Annotated in this window: 25 protein-coding genes and 1 pseudogene; 14 read left to right on the forward strand and 12 right to left on the reverse strand. The window is 70.3% G+C overall.

Features of this window, described 5'->3' with window-relative positions; translation table 11 throughout:
- Positions 1-87: 87 nt before the first annotated feature.
- Together AB4039_RS12300 and AB4039_RS12305 are read right to left on the reverse strand one after the other, a co-directional pair.
- A complete protein-coding gene (locus tag AB4039_RS12300) occupies positions 88-1,644 on the reverse strand; it encodes a hypothetical protein (RefSeq protein WP_442270708.1) in 1,557 nt (518 codons plus the stop codon).
- Positions 1,645-1,764: 120 nt separating this feature from the next.
- On the reverse strand, positions 1,765-2,007 hold the full coding sequence (locus AB4039_RS12305) for a hypothetical protein (protein ID WP_442270709.1): 243 nt from the start codon (positions 2,005-2,007) through the stop codon (positions 1,765-1,767).
- Positions 2,008-2,279: 272 nt separating this feature from the next.
- Between AB4039_RS12305 and AB4039_RS12310 the strand changes: the two genes are divergently transcribed.
- Complete coding sequence (locus AB4039_RS12310; RefSeq protein ID WP_442270710.1) at positions 2,280-2,990, forward strand: O-methyltransferase; 711 nt, start codon at positions 2,280-2,282, stop codon at positions 2,988-2,990.
- Between the two features lie 217 nt (positions 2,991-3,207).
- Here AB4039_RS12310 and AB4039_RS12315 read toward each other — a convergent pair whose 3' ends face one another.
- On the reverse strand, positions 3,208-4,311 hold the full coding sequence (locus tag AB4039_RS12315; RefSeq protein ID WP_442270711.1) for a serine hydrolase domain-containing protein: 1,104 nt from the start codon (positions 4,309-4,311) through the stop codon (positions 3,208-3,210).
- 56 nt (positions 4,312-4,367) lie between these two features.
- Positions 4,368-5,927 carry an alpha/beta fold hydrolase gene (locus AB4039_RS12320; protein WP_442270712.1) on the reverse strand — a complete coding sequence of 520 codons (1,560 nt, stop codon included), beginning with the start codon at positions 5,925-5,927 and terminating at the stop codon, positions 4,368-4,370.
- 554 nt (positions 5,928-6,481) lie between these two features.
- Here AB4039_RS12320 and AB4039_RS12325 point away from each other — a divergent pair.
- A complete protein-coding gene (locus AB4039_RS12325) occupies positions 6,482-7,369 on the forward strand; it encodes an ATP-binding protein (protein WP_266844443.1) in 888 nt (295 codons plus the stop codon).
- Positions 7,370-7,558: 189 nt separating this feature from the next.
- Entirely contained in the window at positions 7,559-8,656 is a 1,098-nt protein-coding gene (locus AB4039_RS12330) for a pentapeptide repeat-containing protein (RefSeq protein ID WP_442270713.1), read from the forward strand.
- 34 nt (positions 8,657-8,690) lie between these two features.
- On the opposite strand, the pseudogene AB4039_RS12335 reads toward AB4039_RS12330, so the two are convergent.
- A pseudogene (locus AB4039_RS12335) lies at positions 8,691-8,768 on the reverse strand (integrase); the annotation flags it as partial.
- Positions 8,769-9,137: 369 nt separating this feature from the next.
- Positions 9,138-9,983: a MurR/RpiR family transcriptional regulator gene (locus tag AB4039_RS12340; protein ID WP_266844446.1), complete on the reverse strand. Its 846-nt coding sequence runs from the start codon at positions 9,981-9,983 to the stop codon at positions 9,138-9,140.
- Between the two features lie 52 nt (positions 9,984-10,035).
- Between AB4039_RS12340 and AB4039_RS12345 the strand changes: the two genes are divergently transcribed.
- Positions 10,036-10,911, forward strand: coding sequence for an EamA family transporter (locus tag AB4039_RS12345; protein WP_442270714.1), 876 nt, complete (start codon positions 10,036-10,038; stop codon positions 10,909-10,911).
- Between the two features lie 84 nt (positions 10,912-10,995).
- Here the strand turns inward: AB4039_RS12345 and AB4039_RS12350 are convergent, their stop codons facing one another.
- Entirely contained in the window at positions 10,996-11,175 is a 180-nt protein-coding gene (locus tag AB4039_RS12350; RefSeq protein ID WP_266844448.1) for a DUF6480 family protein, read from the reverse strand.
- Between the two features lie 431 nt (positions 11,176-11,606).
- Between AB4039_RS12350 and AB4039_RS12355 the strand changes: the two genes are divergently transcribed.
- Positions 11,607-12,116 carry a TspO/MBR family protein gene (locus AB4039_RS12355; RefSeq protein WP_442270715.1) on the forward strand — a complete coding sequence of 170 codons (510 nt, stop codon included), beginning with the start codon at positions 11,607-11,609 and terminating at the stop codon, positions 12,114-12,116.
- Between the two features lie 4 nt (positions 12,117-12,120).
- Here AB4039_RS12355 and AB4039_RS12360 read toward each other — a convergent pair whose 3' ends face one another.
- Together AB4039_RS12360 and AB4039_RS12365 are read right to left on the reverse strand one after the other, a co-directional pair.
- On the reverse strand, positions 12,121-12,465 hold the full coding sequence (locus AB4039_RS12360) for a hypothetical protein (RefSeq protein WP_442270716.1): 345 nt from the start codon (positions 12,463-12,465) through the stop codon (positions 12,121-12,123).
- Between the two features lie 249 nt (positions 12,466-12,714).
- Positions 12,715-12,936, reverse strand: coding sequence for a DUF7489 domain-containing protein (locus AB4039_RS12365; RefSeq protein ID WP_266844453.1), 222 nt, complete (start codon positions 12,934-12,936; stop codon positions 12,715-12,717).
- A 359-nt stretch (positions 12,937-13,295) separates the two neighbouring features.
- Between AB4039_RS12365 and AB4039_RS12370 the strand changes: the two genes are divergently transcribed.
- Together AB4039_RS12370 and AB4039_RS12375 are read left to right on the forward strand one after the other, a co-directional pair.
- Positions 13,296-14,351, forward strand: coding sequence for a hypothetical protein (locus AB4039_RS12370; RefSeq protein ID WP_442270717.1), 1,056 nt, complete (start codon positions 13,296-13,298; stop codon positions 14,349-14,351).
- Positions 14,352-14,507: 156 nt separating this feature from the next.
- The gene (locus tag AB4039_RS12375; RefSeq protein WP_442270718.1) at positions 14,508-15,059 is read left to right on the forward strand and encodes a hypothetical protein; all 552 of its coding nucleotides are present in this window, start codon (positions 14,508-14,510) and stop codon (positions 15,057-15,059) included.
- Between the two features lie 123 nt (positions 15,060-15,182).
- Here AB4039_RS12375 and AB4039_RS12380 read toward each other — a convergent pair whose 3' ends face one another.
- Positions 15,183-16,109, reverse strand: a complete 927-nt coding sequence (locus tag AB4039_RS12380) for a LysR family transcriptional regulator (RefSeq protein ID WP_442270719.1) — start codon at positions 16,107-16,109, stop codon at positions 15,183-15,185.
- A 79-nt stretch (positions 16,110-16,188) separates the two neighbouring features.
- On the opposite strand from AB4039_RS12380, the gene AB4039_RS12385 reads away from it, so the two are divergent.
- The 4 genes from AB4039_RS12385 to AB4039_RS12400 all read left to right on the forward strand — a co-directional run bounded on the left by AB4039_RS12385 (position 16,189) and on the right by AB4039_RS12400 (position 18,647).
- On the forward strand, positions 16,189-16,917 hold the full coding sequence (locus AB4039_RS12385; RefSeq protein ID WP_266844457.1) for an SCO6745 family protein: 729 nt from the start codon (positions 16,189-16,191) through the stop codon (positions 16,915-16,917).
- A gap of 215 nt (positions 16,918-17,132) precedes the next feature.
- The gene (locus AB4039_RS12390) at positions 17,133-17,780 is read left to right on the forward strand and encodes a dihydrofolate reductase family protein (protein WP_266844912.1); all 648 of its coding nucleotides are present in this window, start codon (positions 17,133-17,135) and stop codon (positions 17,778-17,780) included.
- Between the two features lie 334 nt (positions 17,781-18,114).
- The gene (locus AB4039_RS12395) at positions 18,115-18,393 is read left to right on the forward strand and encodes a DUF5825 family protein (RefSeq protein ID WP_442270720.1); all 279 of its coding nucleotides are present in this window, start codon (positions 18,115-18,117) and stop codon (positions 18,391-18,393) included.
- Positions 18,300-18,647, forward strand: coding sequence for a VOC family protein (locus tag AB4039_RS12400; RefSeq protein WP_442270721.1), 348 nt, complete (start codon positions 18,300-18,302; stop codon positions 18,645-18,647). The genes AB4039_RS12395 and AB4039_RS12400 overlap by 94 nt, the downstream gene beginning before the upstream one ends.
- A 147-nt stretch (positions 18,648-18,794) precedes the next feature.
- Here the strand turns inward: AB4039_RS12400 and AB4039_RS12405 are convergent, their stop codons facing one another.
- Positions 18,795-19,448 carry a TetR/AcrR family transcriptional regulator gene (locus AB4039_RS12405; RefSeq protein ID WP_442270722.1) on the reverse strand — a complete coding sequence of 218 codons (654 nt, stop codon included), beginning with the start codon at positions 19,446-19,448 and terminating at the stop codon, positions 18,795-18,797.
- Positions 19,449-19,579: 131 nt separating this feature from the next.
- Between AB4039_RS12405 and AB4039_RS12410 the strand changes: the two genes are divergently transcribed.
- The 3 genes from AB4039_RS12410 to AB4039_RS12420 all read left to right on the forward strand — a co-directional run bounded on the left by AB4039_RS12410 (position 19,580) and on the right by AB4039_RS12420 (position 22,040).
- Positions 19,580-20,542, forward strand: coding sequence for an alpha/beta hydrolase (locus tag AB4039_RS12410; protein WP_266844462.1), 963 nt, complete (start codon positions 19,580-19,582; stop codon positions 20,540-20,542).
- Positions 20,543-20,552: 10 nt separating this feature from the next.
- A complete protein-coding gene (locus tag AB4039_RS12415; RefSeq protein ID WP_442270723.1) occupies positions 20,553-21,530 on the forward strand; it encodes an aminoglycoside N(3)-acetyltransferase in 978 nt (325 codons plus the stop codon).
- 114 nt (positions 21,531-21,644) lie between these two features.
- On the forward strand, positions 21,645-22,040 hold the full coding sequence (locus tag AB4039_RS12420) for a DUF6924 domain-containing protein (protein WP_266844466.1): 396 nt from the start codon (positions 21,645-21,647) through the stop codon (positions 22,038-22,040).
- Between the two features lie 53 nt (positions 22,041-22,093).
- On the opposite strand, the gene AB4039_RS12425 is transcribed toward AB4039_RS12420, so the two are convergent.
- Positions 22,094-22,768 (reverse strand): DUF4232 domain-containing protein, encoded by a 675-nt coding sequence (locus tag AB4039_RS12425; RefSeq protein ID WP_266844468.1) that lies wholly within the window; start codon positions 22,766-22,768, stop codon positions 22,094-22,096.
- Positions 22,769-22,905: the final 137 nt, after the last annotated feature.

Consider the following 22,905-nt stretch of genomic DNA (forward strand, 5'->3'; position numbering starts at 1 on the left):
GTCAGCGGTCGAGGGAACGTGAGACGGCCCGCCCGTCCCGACGGTTCGCGTCGGGCGCCCGGCGGGAATCGTCAGACGGGCCATAAATCAACGGCGCGAGGTCCGGCCCGGCTGGTCGGGACGGGTGGAGGTCGCTGCCAGCTCCCGGCTGGAGGCCTCCACCATGGCGCGCACCATCTCGTCCGCGGACGGGCCGGGCGTCCGGCACAGGGAGTCGAGGCTGTAGCCGTTCGGGGCGAGCCGCAGGAGGGTGTCGGCGATGTCGTGGCGCTGTTGCGCGAAGGCCGCGTGGGCGCCGGTGCCGTGCTCCTGGGCGGGCCGTGGCGCCGGTCCGGTCGTCGCGGTGTCGAGGTGGGCCTCGGCACCGACGGCGGCCAGGACCTCGCGGAAGGCCTCGGCCTCGGAGCGCCCGAGCGCCGCCAGGGTGGTCGCCAGATCGTCGGAGACCGGGGCCTTGCGAAGCCGGCGGGCTTCCTTGAGGTAGCGGTCGAGGATGAGGTGGAGGTACGAGCCGGCCGGGGGCGGATCCTGGTCCATGGCGTCCAGGACGGCGCTGAGCCAGTCGGCCAGGCGCCGGCCCGCGAGTCCGAGCTCGTCCCAGCACTCTGTCCGCAGGCTCTCGGCCAGGTAGCGGGCCCGTTCGAAGGCCTTCCGGCTCGGGGTCATGGGACTCGGGGCGTCCAGCGGGCCGTATACGTCCCTCAGCCGAGGAGCGTGCTGCTCCGCGAGGGAGCACAGCAGAGCCAGGTGGACGTAGACGTGGAAGGCCGCCATGGCGCGGTGGGCGTTCCACCGGTTGTTCCCGTCGGGGCCCGGGACGTTCCACAACGACACGACGCGGCGGACGTCGGCGGGCGCGTGCGGGGAGTCGTCGAGGTCGCGGACGAGCATGGAGTGGGCGTGACGGAAGTCGTACAGCTTCTGGTGGAGGGCCTCGTGGAGCAGGTGCTCGGCCACCCACCAGGGGTTCTGGAGGAGCTTGCGGTTCAGGAAGACGATGCCGACCACGGTGAACTGCGAGCTCGACGCCTTGCCCTCCCACGCGTCGGTCCCGGAGGTGATCCCGATCAGGTGGGTGTGGCTCAGGGCACCGCGGGAGGTCAGCGGGAGGAGCTCGCCGAGGAGCCGGTGGCCCTGGCGCAGCCGTTCGAGGTCGCTCTCGTCGGGCCGGTGCAGCCCGGCGTCGAACTGCTGCTCCACGAAGAGGTCGAACGTCTGCCCCAGAAGGCCGCCGTCCTGGCCGGGTGAGTAGATCCACGGGGTGTCGGACGGATCTCCGAGCCACCGCGCGCCGGCGGAATCGCCCTGCAGCGGTCCGTGGGCGGCGCCGGTTTCCACGTGCTGCGCGACGGCCTCGATCACCTGGGCGCACAGCTGCGGGGACAGCGATTTCCGCCGGGGGCCGACGACCTCCTGGGCCAGCAGTTGTTGGACGGCCTGACGCAGGAGCGGATCGCCCAGGGCGCGGTATTCGGTCTGGGGCCGCGCCCGTTGAAGTGCGGTCAGCAGGTGGCGGGCGGCCGGCACCGACTCACCGAGGTCTTCGAGCCGGCGTTTGAACGCGAGGTGCATCTGATCACGCACGTAGGGGCTGTCGCCGAACGGCTTGCGGGACAGTGCCGTGTCGAATGCGTTCAAGTCCATCTCTCGCCCTTCCGTCTGTGCCGTCCCGGCGCACCCGCGCGCCGTTCTCGTGTCGCCTGGTGGTGGTTCGCCGCGGCCGCGCGTGCCGCACGGTTTCCCGGTGCGGCACGAGCGGGGGCACTACTGGAGATCGTCGACCTCTCCGGCGTCCACGACGTCGTCGACCTCTCCGGCGTCCACGACATCGGGAGTGTTGTCGTCATCGTCGTGGTGGTGGTGGCCGCCCGCGGCCTCCAGGAACGCGGAGGTCGCGTTGTGCTTGGCCTGCATCTCCTCGACCTCTTTGTCGGTCACCTCGCGGTCGAATTCGAGGATCACGCGGGATTCCGGCTTGCGGTTCCCGGGATTGCTGGATGCTCCCATGGCTCGGCGCCCTTCTCCGGAGGGGCGGCAATGACCGGCTCCGGTGTTCGAATACGGTGCGAAATTGCAGGACAACACCCCCCGTGCGAACATCATTTATGCCCGTGCTGCCCGCCAATACCATTTCGTGCGCCGGAAAGCCACCTGAACGGGCGTGCGTGCCGTAGGGGCGCGCGGTGCGGCGGAACGGGCACGTTGCCGCACGCGGAGGGCGGCCGAACGCGGAAGGCGGCCGGACCGGAGGGCGGGCATTCCGACCCAGGAGGCATGCCATGGAGCCAACGGCCACCACGGGGAACTCGGGCGCGCGGTCCTGCGTCAGCCTGACGTTCGACCGCGAGATGTCGACGGCCGAGGTCGAGGGCATGAAGCGGAGCCTGGGCGCGCGAACCGCCCTGCAGGTGCCGGCCACGGTCGGCGCCGGCTACGCCCGGGCCCGTCAGATCGGATTCCGAAAATCCTGCCGCCCCGAGGTGGGCGCGCTGATGTCCGTCCTCGCGGCGGCGGTCCCCACCGGCGGGCGGATCCTCGAACTCGGCACGGGAGTCGGCGTCGGCCTCGCCTGGATCGTGCACGGGCTGCGCTCCCGCACCGACGTCGACGTCGTCAGCGTCGAGATCGACCCGCAGAAGTCCGACCTCGCCGCAGGCGCGGGCTGGCCCGACCGGGTGACGCTGGTGGTCGGCGACGCCAAGGAGGTCGTCCCGTCCCTGGGCGAGTTCGACCTGGTCTTCCTGGACGTCCCCGGTCAGCTGAAGGCCGCCCTGCTCGACGGCGCCATCACCGCATTGAGGCCCGGCGGCCAGCTCCTGATGGACGACATGAACCCTTACTGGGGCAAGGGCAAGACCCGCCTGGCCCTGGACGGGCACGATCCGGGACGGCTGCTGGAGGACTCCCGGGTCACCTGTGCCCTGCTCCAGTACGCGAGCGGAATGATCCTCGCCGCGCGCCTGCCCGACCAAGACCTGTCCGATGACTGATCAAGTGCGTGTGCTGCGCCCGTCGCCCTTCCCGCCTCGTCGGAGTCACCATGGCCCCATCCCCGGACCCACCCCGCCCACGCCGCTCCCGTGCGTCGATCCTGCCGGTCCTGCTTCCGATCGCGGTCCTGATCGTGGTGGCCGTGTCCGTGGGGTCGTGGCTGCAGTTCAGCGAGCGGCAGGCGATCGACACGGTCCGGCGTTCGGCATCCACCCGTCACTTGTCCCATATATCCAGCAGTTGATTGGCCGCACGGAAATTATCGGGTGAATCCACGTTGCACACGACGGTCACGGCGGTGTTGCGGTCCGAGCTCACCTTGAAGGTGCTGTGGAATCCCTCCCAGTCACCGCGATGCACCAGGCTCTTGTCGGGGAGGAGGAGGATTCCGGCTCCGTACCGCCCTTCATCGATGCCGCGCCGGTGCAGGACGTCACCCACGTTCACCGCTCCCTGTGTGACTCCGGTGAGCAGTTCTGTTCCACCGATGCGACCGGTGCGGTAGTTGTCGGCCCAGCGGACGAATTCCCCGGGAGTGGTCTGGACGGACCCGTCTCCGTACTGTTTCCAGGGGGAGGAATCAGGAGTGAAGGATCCGTTCTTCTCGTCGTACGACTTCGCCTTGCCGGGAACGTCCACCGCCGGGGACAACGTCATGCGCAGGTGCAGTGGGGTGAAGAATTCCTGTTGGAGAAAGGCTGGGAAAGATTTTCCGGTGACCCTTTCGACTACATGCGCCAGGAGGACGTAGTTGGAGTTGGAGTAGGAGAAGCGCTTGCCTGGTGGGTCTTCCGGCTGGGAGGCGAGGATGGCCGCGATCGCTTCCTTCTGGCCGGCCGGATCCGTCAGCTTGATTCCCTTGGCCTCCAGCAGATCCTGGTAGTCGGTGATGCCGCTGGTGTGACGCATCAGGTCGCCCAGCGTGACCTTCCGCGTCCATGCGGGCGGGTTGTCGAGGAACCCGGACAGGGGGTCGTTCAGTGTGAGTTGGTGCCGTCCGGCCAGCAGAAGGATCGCGTCTGCGGTGAACTGCTTGGAGTTGGACGCCATGCCGAAGACGGTCTTCGAGGTGATGGGGCGCCCGGTCGCCAGATCGGCTTCCCCTCTCCCCGCCTCCCAGATGACGTCACCGCGTCTGCCGACCGCTGCCGCGCAGCCCGGGCCATCGGCGGAGGGCACCAGATTCCGGAGAACCTCTGCGCTCCGTTTCTCGCGGTCGTCGCCGGTCGCGTGTGCCTGCGGGTGTGCGACACCGACCAGTGCAACCGCCACCATGGCACCCCCGGCGGTGCACAACGACACCATCCGGTGCCCGGACACCACCTTCTTTCTTGAGGTCCGGAAGCTACGACGCGACCGATGCTCACTTCGGGCGTTCACTTCGGGGTGATCGTGAACGGTTGCCACCCGAGGCCTGCCACGCAGCCGGTGTCGGGCGCGGTCGGACGGGCCAGGAAGGACGCCAGCACCTTCTGCGCGCAGGGCGACTGCGGGACCGCCCAGTGCCCGATACCGGGGATCTGCACGGCGGTCGAGCGGGGCAGCGTACGGGCGGTCTTCTGAGCCCAACTCGCCCCGGTCTTCATGTCGAACGTCCCGTTGAGGAAGAGCGTCGGGACCTTACTGACGGGGGCCACCCGCATCGTCGCCGTGCGGTCCGGCACGTTCCAGACACGGCACACCTGGTCCTGGAACGCCAGTTGGGGCGCCTGGGCCAGGACCGGGTCCGGCCAGTCGGGGAATGCCTTGCGGCCCGCCTCCAGCACATCGGACGCCGAGTGGTCCGGCACCCATTCGCTGCACACCACCGAGTTCGTCAGTCCGTGGGCGGTCTGGCCGACGTCCGGGACAGCGCCGGCGGCGCGGGCGCGGGCGAAGCGCTCCGGATTCCCTCGGCCGAGTTCGTCGATCGCGGCCGGCACGTCCTTGAACGGGATGGCCTTGGCGACGAGCAGGTTGACCAGCGCGCCGCCGTCGAGGACGACCTTCACCGGCTCTCCGCCCTGCGGCGGCCGGACGTTCAGCGTCAGGGGGTGGGCCTGCAGCTTGCGCACCTGCTCGTTCAGAGTGCGTGCGAGGTCCGGGTAGCGGCTCTTGCAGCGGGGCTCCGCCGCGCAGGCCTGGTAGAGGCGGTCGAGGCCCTCCCGGGCGCCGGCCCAGGCGAAGGGCAGGGAGACGTACTGCGGAGGGGCGATGGAGTCGAACGCCACCGCGCGGATCCCCTGGGGGTGCAGGCGCAGGTAGGTCATCGCCAGGTTGCTGCCGTAGGAGTGGCCGTACACGTTCCATTGCTTGATGCCGAGCGCCGTGCGCAGGTCGGCGAAGTCGGCGGCGTTCTCGGTGCTGTTGTAGGCGCTCAGGTCGGTTCCGTCGGACGTCAGGCGGTGCCGGCACTGCTTCACCGCGTCGAGCATGAGCCTCTGCGTCTGCGGTGCGTAGGAGGGCAGCCCCACGGAGGTGGCGTAGAAGCGGTCCAGCTCCGGGCAGGCGAGGTCGGGTTGGTCGTAGAGATTGCCGCGCTGGGCCATGACGATCAGTTCGCGGTCCCGGTTCAGGCCGGAGGAGACCAGGAACGGGATGTCGTCGAAGGTCTCGCCACCGGGGCCGCCCGACATGAACACCACGGGGTCCTGGGCAGGCTTCGCCGAAGTGGCCGGGATGACCGCGACGGCCAGCCGGATGATCCGGCCGCCGGGACGGGCGCGGTTCTCCGGGACCTCCAGGAATCCGCACCGGGCAGTGGCCAGCGCTTCGATCGGCTCCCGCGTCCTGGGGCAGGGACCCGGCACGAAGCGTGACGCTGCGGTCTTGCCGGGCCCGGTGATACCGGCGGTATGCGGCGGCGCGGCGCCGGCCGATGTCTGGCCGAGTGCTGCCAGGAGGGCCAGGAGGGCCCCGGCAGGTGCCACCTTGCTACGGAAGCCGTGCTCTGCCATAGGAGATCCTCTGCCGCTCGACGGCTGCCCCGCTGGGCTACGCCGCGGCGGTGCGGGCGGACCGCACACGACCAACGCTACTCGCTGGTCCGAGTCCGTGCACACGGACGGTCGCCGGCCCGGCACGCCGCGCCGCGCCGCGCTCGACAGCCTCGGTCAGAACGGACTGGGCCCGACGACGGCCTCCCGTCGCCCAGGTTCGCCGAAGCCGTCACCGGCCGGTCGGTAGCGGGCGATGACGGCGTGCTCAACGTCGGATTCCGCTTCATCTGTGCCGGCCATGCGGGAAGCGATCTCACCCCGAGCCCGTGACCTCAGGTCGTGCACTCACCGCGCCAGGTCAGTGGCCCCACGTGAAACGGTGAGACAACGGCCGAGTGCGACCGGGGGAGGCCGTCAGGCAGTAGGTACACGGCTGCCGCCACCGCTTCGGGCGCCGTGGCGAAATGAGCCGAGTCCTCGTCCATGACGATCGCCACCGCCACCACTGGCCCCGCCCGTCGCCCACCCGGCACGGCCAATGATCACGGCGGGCCGCCGCGGGGCAGGGCAGGATGGGGCTCGTGCCGAAGAACCCCCCGGAATCGATTCAGCACCACCTGCGCCAGCGTCTGAACCGCCACGCCCGCGAGTGCTGGCCCCACGTGGGCGCCATTACGGTCCGTTTCCGCGCAGGATTCGCCTACGTGGCAGCCGAGTTGCCCGGCGAGCAGAGCCTGCCGCTGTGCCGACTGCGTTTCACCGGCCTACTGCATACCTGGGGCTTTGCCCTCTATCTGGCCGGCAACGACAGCTACCGGGACAACATCCTGTCCAGCGGACTGCCGGCCGGCTCCCCGGAGGAAGCCCTCGACTGCGCAGGCGACCTCTACCTCAAGGCTCTCGCGCCGACCGTCCGGGTGCCGGCAGGACTCGTCGTCCTCGTCGGTCCCCCAGCCTCGGGCAAGACCAGCTTCGTTCAGGCACTGATCACGCGCCGGCAGATCGACGCGGAAGCCGTGGTGTCCAGCGACGAGATTCGCGCTGAGCTTTTCGGCACCTCACCTGCGGAAGCGGAATCCGACGCAGCGGACGCACGCATCTTCGAGGAACGTGACCGCAGGATCGTCGCCAGGCTCGCCGCCGGGCACAGCGCGGTCGCCGAGTCAACGAACGTCACGCCGCAGGCACGCGCACGACTCATCGCCATCGCCAGGCGCTTCAACGCGCCGGTGACCATGCTGCGATTCAACCCGGACGTCCCCGACCTCCTCCAGCAGTACACCGACCGAGGCCGCACGGACCTCACCACCGCGGACGTCCGTGCCTACGCCGCCATCATGTCCCGGGACGCCGGCGCCGACCAACTCCGCTCCGAGGGCGCAACCACCGTCCACGACGTTCCCGGACGTCGCCAAGCGACCACGCCCGCCGAAGCCGCCGCGCTCTTCTACTTCGCCTGACACATCCGACGTGTCCAGATCAGCCTTCCCACACCCCTCCACGAACTTCCGCGGAGCAGCACCAGTAGCCATGACCGAGAAGGTTCGCCGGGCCCGGCCTTGCCCTATGATCCGATGAATATGGGGGAATCTGATACTGGTCGCCGGCGTCTGCCTCGTAACGTCGCTGTGGCGTCGGCCGTACTGGCTGTGCTCGTCGGACTGGCGTTTGTGCTCCTGGTTCTTCCGGGGCTGGTAGTGGATCATGACCTCGCGGGCACCCAGCTCGCCGCGGCCGACCGGGTGAACGCGGTGAACAACGTGCGCACCACGCTCCTGCAGGCGGTCGGTGGCGCGGTCGTCCTCTTCGGCGCCTATGCGACCTGGCGGCAGCTGCGCGTGAGCCAGGACGGTCTGAACGCGACCCGGGAGGGGCACATCACCGACCGCTTCAGTCGGGCCGTGGACCAACTCGGCAGCGACAGGCTGGACGTGCGGATCGGGGGCATCTACGCACTGAGGCGGATCGCAGACCATTCTGCTTACGACCACGAGGCGGTCGTTTCGATCATGGCGGCGTATCTGCGGACGCACCTGCCGTGGCCGCCGCGGGAGCTCGGAGCGCCGGCGGCGGACGTGTCCATCAACTCGGTGCGCCCGCTGGAGACACGTGCGGCGGATGCTCAGACGGCGCTGACCTGCCTCGGCGTCCTGGGTCAGGAGCGCCGCCCAGAGTGGCTCAACGTCAGCTTCACCGATCTGCGTCGGGCGGACTGCGACGGACTCTGGCTGAACGGAGTCAATCTCGATGGCGCGTGTCTGGAAGCCGCCAGCGTCTACCAGGTCAATTTGAGCGGAGCGTCGCTGATCGCGGCCAACCTGCGGCATGCCGAACTCGGAACTTCGATTCTCCGCCACATCCGCTGCATCGGAGCTGATCTGCGTGGCGCACGCCTGGTGAAGGCCGACTTGCGCGAGGCGAATTTCTCCGGTGCGGACCTGCGGGAGGCGAATCTGCGAAAGGCCCGTGCTGATGGCGCGGTGTTCGTCGGCGCGGACCTACGGTTGGCCGATCTCCGGGGCTGCGATCTCAGCGGCGCCGACCTGCGGGAGGCGAAACTGGAAGGCGCGGTGGCGAGCGATCTCACGATCTGGCCGGTCGGCTTCGAAGTTCAGACGGCCGGCGTTGTCGTCGCCGAGGACCCCGGCGTGGAACCTGACAACCTGCTGCCGGCTGCCGCGCTCACACGGCAAGCCCCGCCGCTGCGGTCGGACCTGATGCCCGGTCCGGCAGCTTCGTCGAATTGAGGAGTCAGGCCGCAGATTCGTGGGACCGGCCTCCCCAGCGCAGGTAGGCATGCAGCCCACGGGTCTGGACCGTGTGGTTCGGATGGTTCGAGTTGGCGGGCGTGAACGGCCCGGGTGGACAACTCCGATGCTCTACAGCGGCCAAAAGGGCGGCCGCCGGAGGGGCGCCATTTCCCCAGCAGCCGGCAGCCGTCGGGCGCGGCCCGACTCGCGGGTCAAGGCGCGGAGCGGGAACCGTTGAGCGCTGGAAATCGCCCTGGAGCATCCTGCCTGCTCGCTCGACACCGCGCCGGCTTCTTGGCCGTCCCCGGGCGACCGGTGAAGGCCAGGGAGATCAAGGTGGGGTTGAGCCGAACCGCACCCCGCGCGGCGACGCCGGTGGAGGGGCGGGGACTGGGAAGGCCACCGATGCGCAGGATCAGCTCGCATTCCGGCGAGTCCCCCGTCCAGTGCCGGGCGGGGGTTGTGCGTGAGGCCGCCCTCAGTACGAGTGGTCGACCGTGACGTCGGCCGCCAGCCTGAGTGCGGCTTCGGCCGGCGCCCCGCGCAGCCCTAGCAGGGTCAGGGTCAAGGCATCGACCACCGTGAGGTGGGCCAGTCGGCTGGCGACGGTCTCCAGTCCGAAGACCAGGTCCTGGCCGCCCGCGACCAGCGTGCAGTCGCTGGACTCGGTCAGGGGCGAGCGGGCGTAGCTGGTGAGGGCGATGACCGGAGTCCCGGCTTGCCGTGCGCGCCGGGCGGCGTCCACTGTGCTGCGCGTGGCTCCGGTATGGCTGATGGCCAGGCACGCGTCGGCGGGGGTCAGCTGCGCGGCGGCCAGCTGCGCGGTCAGCGGGTCAGCCGGCGCGTCGACCGCGCAGCCCAGTGCACGCAGCCGGTAGGCGGTGTCCAGTGCGACCGCGCCGGACAGTCCCGCGCCGACCACCAGCAGCCGGTGAGCCGCGTCGATCGTTCGGGCGGCAGCGCGCAGCTGGTCCGGGGTCACGGTCACCACCACCCCGTCGAGTGCCTCTCGGGCGGCGCGGACCGTGTCGGTCAGCGCACGGGCGGCCGGGTCCTGGTCCCGGGACGGCTCGGGGGCCGGTGCCTGCCGGGCAGCGGCGATCTTCAGCTCCTGGTACCCGCGGAACCCCAGCCGCTGGCAAGCCCGTACGACGGAGGACGGCGCGGTGCCGGCCAGCGTCGCGACATCACTGACGCTGAGGTGCACCAGCTCGGCGCCCTTGTCCAGGACCACCTGCGCGACGCGTGCCTCGGTGTCGCGCAGCTCGGACAGATGGGCCCGGATGTGGGCGGCGAGCCCGCCCTTCGTGGAATGAATTTCCATAGAGGTACCCTACCAAGGAATCTCATTCCATCATCAGTCGTGGGGAGCCCACGTGCCCACAGCCCTGCCGTCCGTGACGGGCGCCGCCGTGCCCGTCGTCGTCCTCGCCTCCGCGCTGCTGCACGCGGTCTGGAACGGCCTCACCCACGGCCTGCGCGACAAGCTGGCCGGTTTCACGCTCATCAGCCTCGCCTCCGCCGGCTGCGGGGCCGTCCTCGTCTGCCTCGCCCCCGTGCCCGATCCGGCGGCCTGGCCGTACATCGCCGCCTCCGCCGCACTGCAGGTCGCGTACCAGCTCCTGCTCCTGCGCGCCTACCAGCTCGGCGACTTCGGCCAGATGTACCCGACTGCCCGGGGCACCTCGCCCGTCGTGGTGGCCCTGGTCTCCACCGCCCTCCTCGGTCACGCCCTGCCGGTCGGCCAGGCCCTCGGCATCGCGGTGATCGCCTGCGGCCTGGTCGGCCTCGCCGTCGCCGACGGTGTCCCCCGCCGCGCCCAACTGCCCGCGCTGGCCGCCGCGCTCGGCACCGGCGTGATGATCGCCTCGTACACACTCGTCGACGGCACCGGCGTCCGCGCCGCCGGCAGCGTCATGGGCTACATCGCCTGGCTCTTCCTCTGCCAAGGGCTCGTCCTCCCCCTGATCGCATGGACCCTCCGGGGCCCCGCCCTGCTGACGGCCCTGCGCCCGCTCTACGCCCGTGGGCTGGTCGGCGGGCTGCTCTCGCTCCTCGCGTACGGGCTCGTGGTCTGGGCGCAGTCCCGCGGCGACCTCCCCACCATCGCCGCCCTTCGGGAAACCAGCATCGTCTTCGGCGCCCTGATCGGCGCGGTCGTGTTCCGCGAACGCCTCGGCCACCGACGCATCACAGCGAGCATCGCCGTCCTGGCGGGCATTGCGATACTCCAGCTCACCGCCAGCCCGTGAGGGCGGGCTCGGGAGCTCGGCTCGCCAGGGCCTTCGGAGCCCGGGCGGACTCCTCCGGCCCGGGCAGGCCGCGTTCGGGTGGGGCTACATGCCCCAGATCCGGGCCAAGAAGAAGCCCGCGACCATGAGCGCCCCCACCACGATCAGGAAGACGAATACGCCCGGGTGCTCCCAGAGACCTCCGTCCGCGCGCTCGCGGTGAGCGGATGCTGTCGAGCCTTCCGCCGGCGGCGTCTCGCCGGGCGGCACTCTGGATGGTGACATGCGATCCTCCAAGAATGCTTGATCGCCTCGGTCCGACGATGGGACCTGGAGCGGCTCCCTTGGCCGCAGGTCTCAGGTCGCAGGTCACAACCGGGCAGACGGGCGGCCAGGAGACTGAGCCGTACCTTCAGCCCCCGAGTCCAGGCCGGTGATGCCGGAAGGGCCGCTCTGTAGGCGGCCACACATCCGGCGCGCGCTGCCGATGTCCACAGCAGACAGGGTGGGGTTACGTGGAAGGGCCCCGAGAAAACCAAGCATCGTTGAACACGAGACGCCGGTAAAGTCGCATCGTTTCCGCAGCGATATGCAGTGATATCGGGCTCCATGGGGCATCTCAGGACGAGGCCGGGCCGGGCCAACACGGGGGCACCTGATCCGCCGACGCGGACGGCCGTGGCTCCGGGGGCCTCATTTCAGGGTAGGGAACTTTCATGAAGCCGATCAGCGAGCACCAGGAAAAGGCCACAGAGCGGGAGCGATGGCTGCGGTACGGCGCTGCGGCCGCTGCCGTGGCCACGACAGCGGTCGTGGGCTCGTTGCCCGTCGATCCGGCAGGCTCCTGGTACCGGCGCCTGCGCAAGCCGGTCTGGCAGCCGCCGTCATGGTTGTTCGGTGTGGTGTGGCCGCCGCTGTACGCCTCCMTCGCGCTGGCCGGCGGGCATGCGTTCGGCCGGGCCCGGGGCATGGAGCGGAAGGGTCTGGCCATTGGCCTCGGGGCCAACCTGTTCCTGAACGCCGCGTGGCCCTGGCTGTTCTTCGCCTGCCGCAGCCCGCGGGCCGGGGTGGCCGGCACGCTGCTGTTGGACGCCAGCAATGCGGAGCTCATCCGGCGGATCGCCCGCTTCGATGCGGTCGCGGCCCGCACGCTTCTGCCGTATGCGGCCTGGTGCACCTTCGCCACCGCCCTGAACACCTCGATCGCGCGGCGCAACAACTACTGAGGTTTCAGGGTCTCGAAGCCCGCGAGTCCCCGTAGGGCGACGCGCCTCCCGCGACGCGCAGAAGCCGGGACCGTCGCAACTCGGCGAGCCGTTCCGGCCGGCGCTCGATTTCGGCCGCGTCGGTCACCCCGCAGACGGGCAGCACCCGGCGGAAGAGGGGCAGGGACCCCATCGACGGCAGGTTCTGGCCGGCGAACCAGCCACCGATGGCGCTGTGGGCGCCCGGAGCGTCGACGCCTGCGGCGACGGCCCGGACGGTCAGGTCGGCCTTCTCACACAGACGCGTCAGGTCGGCCGGGAACTCCGCCCGCGATAAGGGGGGTTGGGAGAGGAACGGGGTGGGGTCCATGGGGCCGGCGAGCCGGGCCGCGAGCACCGACTGGATTGCTGCGGCGGGGGGTGAGCTGGGCGAGGCCGGTGAGCAGCGCGTCGTGGGCGAGTACCGACCGCAGCAGGAGGACGGTGACGGCCGGGCCGGCCGCCGGGCCGCGGAAGTACCCACCTCCGCGAGCGAGCGGGCCCGCTTCGGGGCACCGTCAGCCGGTGCGGCCACGACCCGGACTCCCCTGCCGCCTGGGTGATCGCGTAGGGGGCGGGATCATGGCCGGAACGGTTCGGACTCGGGCTGCTTGGCGATTCGGTCGCCGACCGCCAGCGCCTTCCACAGTCGGCGGCTGATCCGGACCTTCATCGATCGCCCATCGGCGAGGCGTACGTCGACGAAGTGGTACATGTTCGAGCCATCGAGCATGCCTCGCGACATGGCGGTGACGACGCCCTCCCAGGCGTCGTCAAGCCCATCTTTGTCTGCTTTCGTCATGCTCTGGAGTCTATGGAGCCGAGCTGGCGCTCCGACAGGGCCGTGCATCCCGTCCGGGACCGTACAAATGTCATGCCGGGCTCCTGGCGCCCTCCCCGGGTGCGTTCGATCTGCCCCACCGGTCCAGCGCCAGGTTCTCCCCACCCATCCGGGCCAGGAGCGGGCCCCGCCCCGCTGCCGCCTTCGCCCGGTTCCGGTGCCGACGGTGCGGCCTCGTCCCGAATCGGCCAGTTCTGAGCGGTTTCGGCCGTTCATAGCGGATGGGGGGTTCTCAGCGTGTTTGGCGGGATGGTGCTGGGGACGGCGGGGACCGCGCCCCGTGGGGGGAGCGCCCGTGGAGCCGACAGGGGGATGTGGCGATGGCCAACCTGCACTACGAGATACTCACCGATCCCGCACAGCTTCAGGTATCCGGCACGGGCAAGGACGAGGAGTCGCCCGGAACGGTGCACATCGTCGTATCCAATCCGAACGCGTGGTTCGTGACCCTCTACGATCTCGCCGTGACGGTGCCGTACGGCACCGGCCGGGACCATCTGACCGTCGACCCGGACCGGATCAGGGCCCGGGTCAGTCGCAGCACGCTGAGTCCCACGGTCGACCTCGCGGACACCTGGGACGGTACGGCCGGGACCTACCGGCTGGAGTCGTCCTCGGGCGCGCGCCTGCGGAGGGGCGAGGTCATCGTCATCGAGCTGACCGGCTTCCCCGTCTCCTCCGAGGAGGGGCTGGTCCTGCTGTCCGTGGCGGAGGAGTCGCAGGGCCGGGGCGCCAGGAACGAACACCTCGTCACGCTGAGCCTGCTGAAGCGGGCTCCCAAGATTCCCCGCAACTTCCGTGCGGAGAAGACCCTGCTGGGTTCGACGGAACGCGTCACCCTGCGGTGGGACGGACCCGACGGCCTGGGATACAAGATCCAGGGTCCCGACGGACTGACCCAGACCGTCCCGCAGCGTTCCGGACCGGACTGGAGCTGGTCGCCGAAGCCGGGTGAGGAGCCCAAGCGGGACGCCACCTACATCCTGATCGCCACCCCCCAGAGCGAGCACCAGCCGGGGTACTGCCTCACCGCGCAGCCCCGAGTTCGAGAGCGTCACGGCGGCGAACGGGCTGTCCACTCCCTGGGTCAAGGGCATCGGCCACGAGGGCCGGATCGAGTTCACCGACCTGGGCGCGAAGGTCCTGGACGCGCAGCAGAAGTACGGCACGCTCGCCGCGCAGGCAGCCACCGTGGAAACCGTCACCGCCACGACCGGCGTCACGACCCCCTGGGTCAGGGGCACCGCACACGAAGGCCGCATCGAATTCACCGAACACGGCGCCCGGATCCTCGACGACCGGCAGGCGCCGGGCACCGTCACCGCTGCAGCACTGGACGTGGAGACCGTGAGCGCCGCGCTGCTGCGGGGGCGTGACGGCGAAGCGGGATGGATCCGGTTCCCCGCCGACGGGATCACGGTCGGCCACGGCGCGGGCGGTGACCTGGGTGTCGTCACGGCGGACCGGGTCCGGGCGAACGGCTGGGTGACGTCGACGGTGGCAAGGGGTGGATCGAGTTCCCCCGGTCGGGGGTGAACATCCGCAAGGACGGAACGCAGGAATGGGGCACCGTCGCCGCCGACAAGGCGGATCTGACCGGTATCAACACCTCATGGGTGCAGGGCCGCACGACCGGGGACGGGTGGATCGAGTTCCCGGCCAATGGCCTGAACGTGTTCCAGGGAGCCGGCGACAGGCAGTGGGGCACCGTCGCGGCCGGCACGGCGGACCTCGATGACGTCGTCACCCACCGGGCCCGGGTCAAGGAACGGCTCAACCTGGAGGGCGGTCTGACCGTCGACAACGTGCTGGAGACGCAGGACGGCCCGCCTCGGCTGATCGTCCACGGCCGCCTCGACGCCCAGGGCGAGGTGCTGGCCGACCGCCAGGTCACCGTCGCCGGAAACCTCACCACCAAGGGGATACTCCGTGTTCAGGGGGAGTCTCTCTTTCGGGGCAAGGTGAACGCCAACGGGCACCTTTCCGTCCGCAACGCGGATGCCTGGATCATGCACACGAACGACGGACAGATCGCGGTCCAAGGAGACCTGCGAGTCCACGGAGCCTTCCGCTCCGACAGTTGACCGCTTCACCGTCGCGCTTGCTCCGCCGGCCCCATGGAGCCGGCGGAGCAAGCGCACCTCATCCGGAGCCGACGTCGATGTCCCTGCGTGAAGGCGCCCGCCGGCACGACGCGGAGCGACCGGTCACTCCCCGAAGGCCGACAGTCGGCAGGCGGCTTGGTTCTCCTCGGCGGCCGTGCGCAATGCCGCGGTGACGGCGGCGGTCGTCGGGTTCGTGTTCTCGGTGTGACGGGTCGCGGCGAACAGGAGGCGTTGGATCGGGTGGTCCGCGATGGGGCTCGTGCGGATTCCGGGTGTGGTCGGGTCGATGGCCGTGCGGGGGACGAGCGCGGCGGCCAGGCCGGCTCGTGCGAGGGTGAGCTGGGCGGATATGTCGGCGGTGATGTAGCGGGGTACGGGTGTGAAACCGACTCGCCGGCAGCCTTGCAGGATGGCTTGTCCGCAGTCCGTGGTCGGCGGTGGTACCGCGAGATCGCGCGTAGCCAGCTCCCGCAGCATGACGGGCCGGCCGTCGCCCTGATCGGCGGCGGTGACGACGAGCAGCGGATCGTCGAGCAGGGGTGCGAGGTCGACGCCGCGGGGTGTCGCGTCCGGCAGGTGGTGGTAGCGCTGTCCCAGCACCACGTCGACGGTGCCGAGTGCGAGTTCGCGTAGCTGTGCTTGGTCGGTGATGAGGCAGGTGACGGTGAGCTGCGGGTGGTACGAGCCGAGTTTGGTGAGTGCGGGGGCCACGATCCCGGTGACGGTGGACGGCAGCGCGGACAGGGTGGCGGCGGCGCCGACCGTGCCCTTGACCGCCGCTATGGCGCTTTCGGCCTCTTCCATGGCAGCGAGGATGCGGTCGGCGTGTTCGAGGAGGACGCGGCCGGCCTCGGTCAGTGCGACGGTCCGCCCGTCGGGGCGCAGCAGGTCGACTCCCACGTCGTTCCTCAGGGCTGCCAGCTGCTGGGACACCGCACCGGCGGTCAGCGCCAGTGAGTGGGCGGCCGCGGTGATGGATCCACGGGCGGCGACGGTCTTGAGCATGTACAGGCGTCGGACATCGAGCATGACTCGATAGGATAGCTAAAGGGTTCCATCAGGAAAGCGGCTCTTGACCTGTCGAGTGGTGATGGGCGACCTTCAGGCCATGGAAATCGCTCAGTGCGTGGCCGCCGTGGCCCGCCCCATCCATGACTTCGGTGACGAGTTCATGTCCGACGAGGCGACCGCCGGGATCGGCCTGCGTGCCGGGTTCGCTCCGGGCCGTGGCTTCTACTGCCGAGGACGCTTCGGAGTGCTCGGCGAGGCACCGGTCACCGTGGTCCAAGCCGTACAGGGCTTCCTCGGCCCCCGGCTGGTGACCGCGGGCTGGCTGGCGGGACGGCCCGTGATGCCGGCGGAAGAGGCCGCCGCCTGCTACGCACGGGCTGTCCGGGCGTGGGGGCGCGCACACATCCCCGCCGACGTGGACGTAGAGCACTTCAACCACTTGGCACAGCGGCTGATCGATGCAGCCGACGCCGACGCACTGCCGCTGTTCGCCGGCTGGCGGGCTCTGCCCTGCCCCGGTGACGACCCGGCCGGCGCGGCGATGCAGCGCATACATGTACTACGGGAACACCGGGGCGCCTGCCATCTGGCGGCGGTACGCCGGTGCGGGCTGAGCGCCCGGTCGGCCATGGTCATCAACCTCGGTGTCGAGCAGGCGGCGCACTACGGCTGGCGGGAACCGCAGCCCGTCGACCCGGCCCAGATCCCCCGACGGCAACGTGCCGAGCGGATCACCGACGAGATGCAGATGCCGCTCTACGCCGGTCTGACCGGCCCGCAGCGCACGGATTTCGCTCGGCTCGTAGGTGAACTGACCGCCCTCTGATGAGCCCGGCGCTCGTCAGCCGTGAGCGTCCGACAGCGGGCCGCCAGGCCCTCGGTGGGCACCGGGGTGCCGCCGACCGACTCGGGTGAGAGGTCGCGCGGGACACGCTTGGGAAGAAGTTCGGCGCCGCTGTCGATCCGGCCGCGTCCCGTTCGACATCCTGGTGTAGGACGCATGGCCATACCAGGAGGCGACAGGACCCGATGAGACAGCACATGGACCAACTGCTGCGCGTGCAGAACTTCACCATCTCCAGCGACGGCGTCGCCGCCGGCGAGGACCAGAGCCTGGAGCGGCCTTTCGGTCACGACGTCGATCCGGGAAAGCTCTTCGCCTGGGCGGGCGCCACGGCGAGCTGGCCCAACCGCACCGAGCCCGGGGGGAGCCGGGGTCTCGACGACTACTTCGCCCGGGACTTCAGCCACAACATCGGCGCCGAGATCATGGGCCGCAACAAGTTCGGACCCCAGCGCGGCCCGTGGAGCGACCACGAGTGGCGCGGCTGGTGGGGTGAGGAGCCGCCCTTCCACACGCCGGTTTTCGTCCTGACCCACCACGGGCGTCCGTCGTTCACGCTCTCCGACACCACCTTCCATTTCGTGGACGGTGACCCAGCCACCGTTCTCGCGCAGGCGCGGGAGGCGGCGCGGGGCAAGGACGTCCGGCTCGGCGGCGGCGTGACCACCATCCGGGAGTTCCTCGACGCCGACCTCGTCGACACCATGCATGTGGCCGTCTCACCGGTGAAGCTCGGGTCCGGGCTGCGCCTCTGGGGCTCGCCCGAGGAGTTGCTGGACCGGTTCCACATGGAGGTCGTGCCCAGCCCGAGCGGTGTGTCGCACCACCTCTTCTGGCGCAGGTGACGAGCGGGACGGCCCGGGGGGCTCCGCGCGGGCCGGCGTGAGGCGTGAGCTTGCCCCGGATGAACGCTCCGTTGTGGTCGAGTCGCCCCCTGCAGGAGAGGTGCACAGCCGACGCAACCCCATGAGGGGGCGGGACCCAACCGCGCCGCCGGCGCGACACCGGCAGCACCGAGGGCGTCATCGAAGGCCGCTAACGAACCAACTCTGACCCGGCCCGACCGGGGCTGGTCAGTGCACGACCGCGTCCCCCTGCCCACTCACCGGACGGGGGGCGCGGCGTTCCCCGGGAGCAGCCAAAACGCTATTTCTCGGCCGCGGGCTGCCTACGGCGCCCGTGCGCGACCGGCGCTACGGCGAGCTGCGCCGCTTCACCCTCGACGAACCGGAGTACCACGAGGCCATCGCGGCACTCGCCGACGGCGCCCGCGCCGACACACGGCAGCCCTGTGTGCAGCGGCACACACGCCATAGTCTTCCAACCAGCCCTGCACACTCATGCCTTCTCACCGGGAGCTGTCTATGGCCGTTCGCCGTGTCGTACCCAACATCCAGTCAGAGACCCAGCGGGAGAGCCGTGAGTTCTACGGCCTACTGGGCTTCGAGGAGGTCATGAACCACGGCTGGATCATGACGGTGGCTTCCCCCTCCAGCCCGGCGGCGCAAGTCAGCTTCATGGCCCGCGACAAGACCGCCCCGGTCACCCCCGACTTGAGCATCGAAGTGGACGACGTGGACGCGGCCTATGAGGCCGTGCTGAGCAGTGGTGCGGACATCCTCCATCCTCTCCAGGATGAGGAGTGGGGGGTGCGCCGCTTCTTCGTCCGCGACCCCAACGGGCGGGTGGTCAACGTGCTGAGTCACCGCTGACGAGCCCCTCCGCACGGGCGGGGTGATCACTGGGCGGGGCGATCACTGGGGGGCGGGCTTCTGCCGGTGGGCGTTCTGCCACGCCTCGCGCCCGGCCGGCGAGCCTGCGGCAGCGACCCGACCGCACGGCACGCACGATCCGGCACGTCAGGGGATCTGGGCCTCGATATGGGCGAGTTGGGCGGCGAGGATCTCTTCGAACGCGGCGCGGCGGTCTGCTCCGAGGGGGCGGATGTCGCGGGCGAAGTGGGCCAGGGCGGGGAAGCGTTCGGGGTCGGCGCCGAGCACCGCGACGCGGAACTGCTCCATGGCCTGTTCGTACTCCTTGGGGGTGATGGTGCTGATTCCGGCCTCGGAGGCGATCAGCGCGGCGAGGAGGATCACGATGCGGTGGTATCGCACCGGGACCTCCTCGTCGGGCAGGCCGGACGCGCGCAGAGCCTGTAGCAGCTCCTCCATGACCAATCGGGAGCCGGTGCCGCCGGAGGCGTAGCGTCCCCACACCGTGGCGAGTTGGGGTTGCTCGCCGAAGGCCTCGCGCAGGCGCAGGGCCAGGGCGGTGATGCGCTGCTTCCAGTCGCCCTCGGGGCGGTAGCCGTCCATGGCGGCCAGCAGGATCCGGTCGGCAACCGCGCGCAGCAGTTCGGTCTTGTTGCGGAAGTGCCGGTAGAGGCTGGAGGAGTCGGTCCCGAGCGCTGCGGCGAGTTTGCGCACGCTGAACGACTCGGCATCGCCCGTGCGCAGCAGTTCCGCCGCCGTGTCCAGGATCTCCTCGGTCGACCATCGCCTTCGGCCAGTCATCTCGCCCCTCTCCTCCGGACTCAGCCTAACCTATGCACTTGCCGATGCACGCACTGCGTGCATCATGAGGACATCACACCGTCCGGCCACAACGACACACCCGGCATCCGGCCGGGAGGGGAGAAGGACACATGAGTGAGCCCACTACCGCGATACGGCCCCCGGAGCCGGGCTTCTCGGCGATCACGGCCGAGGAACTGCGCGCCTACCGCGACGCGGAGAACCGCTGGCGGGCGTCCGGCGCGGCTCGGGCCCTGCTCGGGGAGCCGAATCCCGGCGCCGCGATCGCCTGGCGGCAGCTGGCGCTGCCCGGCCGCGACCTCCCGGTCCGGGTGTACCGGCCGGCGTCGACAGGGGAGGGCGGAGCCGAAACCCGGACCGACATGCCACTCGTGGTCCATGTCCACGGGGGCGGCTTCGTGGGCACAGCGGTGCAGTGCGACTGGACCAACAGCCACCTCGCCGCGGGACTGCACGCCCTCGTCGTCTCGGTCGAGCACCGCCTCCTCGCACCCGGCAGCCCGCTCTCGAACGCCGCTGACGATGGCTGGGACGTACTCGAACACATCGTGCGGCACGCCGCGCAGTGGGGTGTCGACCCGGCGCGCGCGGCCGTCTTCGGTGAGAGCTGCGGCGCGCTGATCAGCGCTCTGACCGCCATCCGAGCCAGGGAAGCCGGCCTTGCACTCACGGCGCAGGTGCTGGTCAACCCCGTGGTAGACGTGACCGAGACGATGTTCGACCACCCCTCGATCGGCGAGTACGCGTACAGCCCGACCCGGGCCCTGCCGCAACTGCAGCTCATCCAGCGGCTCGCCGTCCCGCCGGGAAGCGACGCCGGCGCAGTCTCGCCGCTGTACGAGGACGACCTGAGCGGGCTCGCCCCGGCGCTCGTGGTGCTGCCCACCAAGGACGCGGTCGCCGATCACGGCCGCCGCTACGCCGAGCGGCTGCGCGCGGCCAGGACGCCCGTGCGGCTTTCCGAATACCGGGGCGCGGGACACGCGTTCCTCACCTTGCCCGGCGTGGAACCACAGGCCGATGCCGCCCGGGCGGAGATCCTCCGGTTCCTCCGCGCGGCCCTGGCGAAGTGAGGAAGGAACGATGCCCCCCACAAAACCGCTGAACGCGACATACCTGCAAGGTGAGTTCGCATCACTGGGTGTGCGGCCCGGATCCGTACTGATGGTCCATTCGTCGCTGTCCGCCTTCGGGCAGGTGGACGGAGGGGCCGACGCGGTGGTGCAGGCCCTGTGCGCGACGGTGGGCCGGAAGGGCACGATCGTCGTGCCCGCCTATACCCGGCAGGTCGCCGACCCCTACCCTGACGGCCACGCCTTCGACGACCCCCGAACGGCCGAAGCACGCGCAGCCGTCCCGCTCTTCCATGAGGCGCTACCGACGGCGATGGGTGCGGTCCCCAGCGCAGTGCTGGGGCACCCGGACCGGATCCGGAGCCAGCACCCCCAAGCATCCCTGGCGGCCCTTGGAGCGGACGCACGCACCATCTGCGCCGGGCAGCCACTCGGCTACGCCCTCGGGAGTGGTTCGCCCTTCGCGAAGATCTATCAGCTGGGCGGGTCCATACTGCTGCTCGGAGTCGGGCACAACCGCAACTCGTTCCTGCACCATGCGGAATCCCTGGTGCCCGCCCACCGGAAGAAGCTGCGCCGCTTCCCGTACCTGGTTGACGGTGAGCGGGTGTGGCTCGAAGCGCTGGATGTCGGCAACGACAACGACACCCACTTCCCGCTCATCGGCGCGGAGTTCGCCGCCCTGGGACTGTCCCGCAGCCGCGTGATCGGATCGGCCCTCTGTCAATTGGTGCCCGTTGTCGCCTTCGTCGACTACGCCCAAGAGCGCCTGGCTCAACTGCTGCCCCAAAGTGGCCATTGCCGCCCGGGCCCGCCAACAGGCATGGCGGCCGGACCCCGATCGTCACCGAGGACGCTCCACACCACGGTCGGCCCCAGGGCGAACGGCGAGTCCGCCGAGCAGATCCAGCCCGACCCTGTCATCCCCACCGGCCAACGCGAGGGCCAGACCCCCTCAGTGGCCGACGGAGAGGACGCCCCCTTCTGAGTCAGCGTCTGACACCGCCTCCGCCCAGCGCCCGGGCCGGCGAGGTTTTCCCACCAAGCAGGCGGGGAGGCTCCGTCTGGCCCGACTGCCGCCTACACCCCGGGAGTCCCGCTCGTGGCAACGCTGCTGGTCCGCACCGACTTCGCCCATCCGCGCGCGTGGCAGGAGCTGTGCGAGACGGTCCAGGCTCCGAGCACCGACGGGTTTCTCGCCGACACGGCCACCATCGACGACACCGCCTACCGTGGCCTGCCACCGGAGCAGATCCTCCAGCGGCTGCCGACCCGCCCCCAGGACCGTCTCCTGGCCGTCGCCGACACCACCACCTGCGCCACCGCCGGCCGGCCCGTCCTCGTGATCGACCTCCTGCGGCCACTGCGGCCACTGCGGTCGCTGCGCGTCCTCGCCACCGAGCTCTGGTCCATCGACAACAACCTCACCCTGGGCAACATGGACTACCACGAGTTCCTCAACGCAGCCGACGAGAACGGGATCTTCCGGGGCTTCTGATGCAGCCCTCAGGTCACGGCATCAGGGGCCACCAGGGGGCATCAGGGACCGTCTCAGCCGCCCTGGCCGGCGCTGCCGATCGGGCCGACCTTGACCGGGGAACCGGAGCCCTCGGTGACGGGCAGCGTGGCGGCGCCCGGCCAGGCGAGGGTGACCGACTGCCTCTCCCCCGGCGGGGTCACCACCATGCCGGTGATGCGGACACCGGAACCACCCGAGGTGTTGAGCGGGTAGGTGACGCCGAAGGACACCGACGCCCCCTTCTTGAGGGTGCTCGGCTCGGCCTTCTCACCCGTGCGCTGCGCCGACAACGCACCGGAGGCGGTCTTCAAGTCGACGCCCGCGTACCCGGGCAGGGTGCAGTCCCGGTTTCCGTGGTTCTTCAACGTCACCGCGACCGTGCCCCCGGTGTCCCCGCCGATGGTGCTGTCCATGGCAGTGATCGTCAGCTCGCCCGTCTTGCACGTACCGGACGTGCCGCTGTCGGCCGGACCCGTGCCGCCGGCCGCCCCCTTCCCGTCGGAGGACGTCCCGGCAGAGGGCTTCGCGGTGCCCGCCCCCGTACCGGCCGAGGCCGGAGCCCCGCCCGAGGGCGACGACGGGACCGAAGCCGAGGCCGCGGACGACGGACTGCTCTGCGCCGCGCCGTCATCGCCGTTCTGGCAGGCCGTCAGCGAGAAACCCGCGGCGACGGCCAGGGCCGCGAAGGTCAGCTTGTGAACGCGCATCGTCTCATCCTCGGATCTGTCGGCGGTGCCCGGCACGTCGTTGCGGATCGGCACCAGTGGGTGTTCCTGATCAGCAAGACCCCACCTGAACGACAGCCGTTCCGCCCGGACACCCCCTAATACCTGGCCGTTACATA

Origin of the sequence: Streptomyces sp. M-16 (genome assembly GCF_052114405.1) — a bacterium.
Taxonomy (GTDB): Bacteria; Actinomycetota; Actinomycetes; order Streptomycetales; family Streptomycetaceae; genus Streptomyces.

Coding starts and splice junctions, on each gene's coding strand:
- AB4039_RS12340 (WP_266844446.1), bottom strand. CDS start 9,983: ATGGAAATTCATTCCACGAAGGGCGGGCTCGCCGCCCACATCCGGGCC.
- AB4039_RS12305 (WP_442270709.1), bottom strand. CDS start 2,007: ATGGGAGCATCCAGCAATCCCGGGAACCGCAAGCCGGAATCCCGCGTG.
- AB4039_RS12425 (WP_266844468.1), bottom strand. CDS start 22,768: ATGCGCGTTCACAAGCTGACCTTCGCGGCCCTGGCCGTCGCCGCGGGT.
- AB4039_RS12365 (WP_266844453.1), bottom strand. CDS start 12,936: ATGACGAAAGCAGACAAAGATGGGCTTGACGACGCCTGGGAGGGCGTC.
- AB4039_RS12405 (WP_442270722.1), bottom strand. CDS start 19,448: ATGACTGGCCGAAGGCGATGGTCGACCGAGGAGATCCTGGACACGGCG.
- AB4039_RS12415 (WP_442270723.1), top strand. CDS start 20,553: ATGCCCCCCACAAAACCGCTGAACGCGACATACCTGCAAGGTGAGTTC.
- AB4039_RS12380 (WP_442270719.1), bottom strand. CDS start 16,109: ATGCTCGATGTCCGACGCCTGTACATGCTCAAGACCGTCGCCGCCCGT.
- AB4039_RS12400 (WP_442270721.1), top strand. CDS start 18,300: ATGGCCGTTCGCCGTGTCGTACCCAACATCCAGTCAGAGACCCAGCGG.
- AB4039_RS12325 (WP_266844443.1), top strand. CDS start 6,482: ATGGGGCTCGTGCCGAAGAACCCCCCGGAATCGATTCAGCACCACCTG.
- AB4039_RS12360 (WP_442270716.1), bottom strand. CDS start 12,465: ATGGACCCCACCCCGTTCCTCTCCCAACCCCCCTTATCGCGGGCGGAG.
- AB4039_RS12310 (WP_442270710.1), top strand. CDS start 2,280: ATGGAGCCAACGGCCACCACGGGGAACTCGGGCGCGCGGTCCTGCGTC.
- AB4039_RS12300 (WP_442270708.1), bottom strand. CDS start 1,644: ATGGACTTGAACGCATTCGACACGGCACTGTCCCGCAAGCCGTTCGGC.
- AB4039_RS12410 (WP_266844462.1), top strand. CDS start 19,580: ATGAGTGAGCCCACTACCGCGATACGGCCCCCGGAGCCGGGCTTCTCG.
- AB4039_RS12350 (WP_266844448.1), bottom strand. CDS start 11,175: ATGTCACCATCCAGAGTGCCGCCCGGCGAGACGCCGCCGGCGGAAGGC.
- AB4039_RS12385 (WP_266844457.1), top strand. CDS start 16,189: ATGGAAATCGCTCAGTGCGTGGCCGCCGTGGCCCGCCCCATCCATGAC.
- AB4039_RS12370 (WP_442270717.1), top strand. CDS start 13,296: ATGGCCAACCTGCACTACGAGATACTCACCGATCCCGCACAGCTTCAG.
- AB4039_RS12320 (WP_442270712.1), bottom strand. CDS start 5,927: ATGGCAGAGCACGGCTTCCGTAGCAAGGTGGCACCTGCCGGGGCCCTC.
- AB4039_RS12390 (WP_266844912.1), top strand. CDS start 17,133: ATGGACCAACTGCTGCGCGTGCAGAACTTCACCATCTCCAGCGACGGC.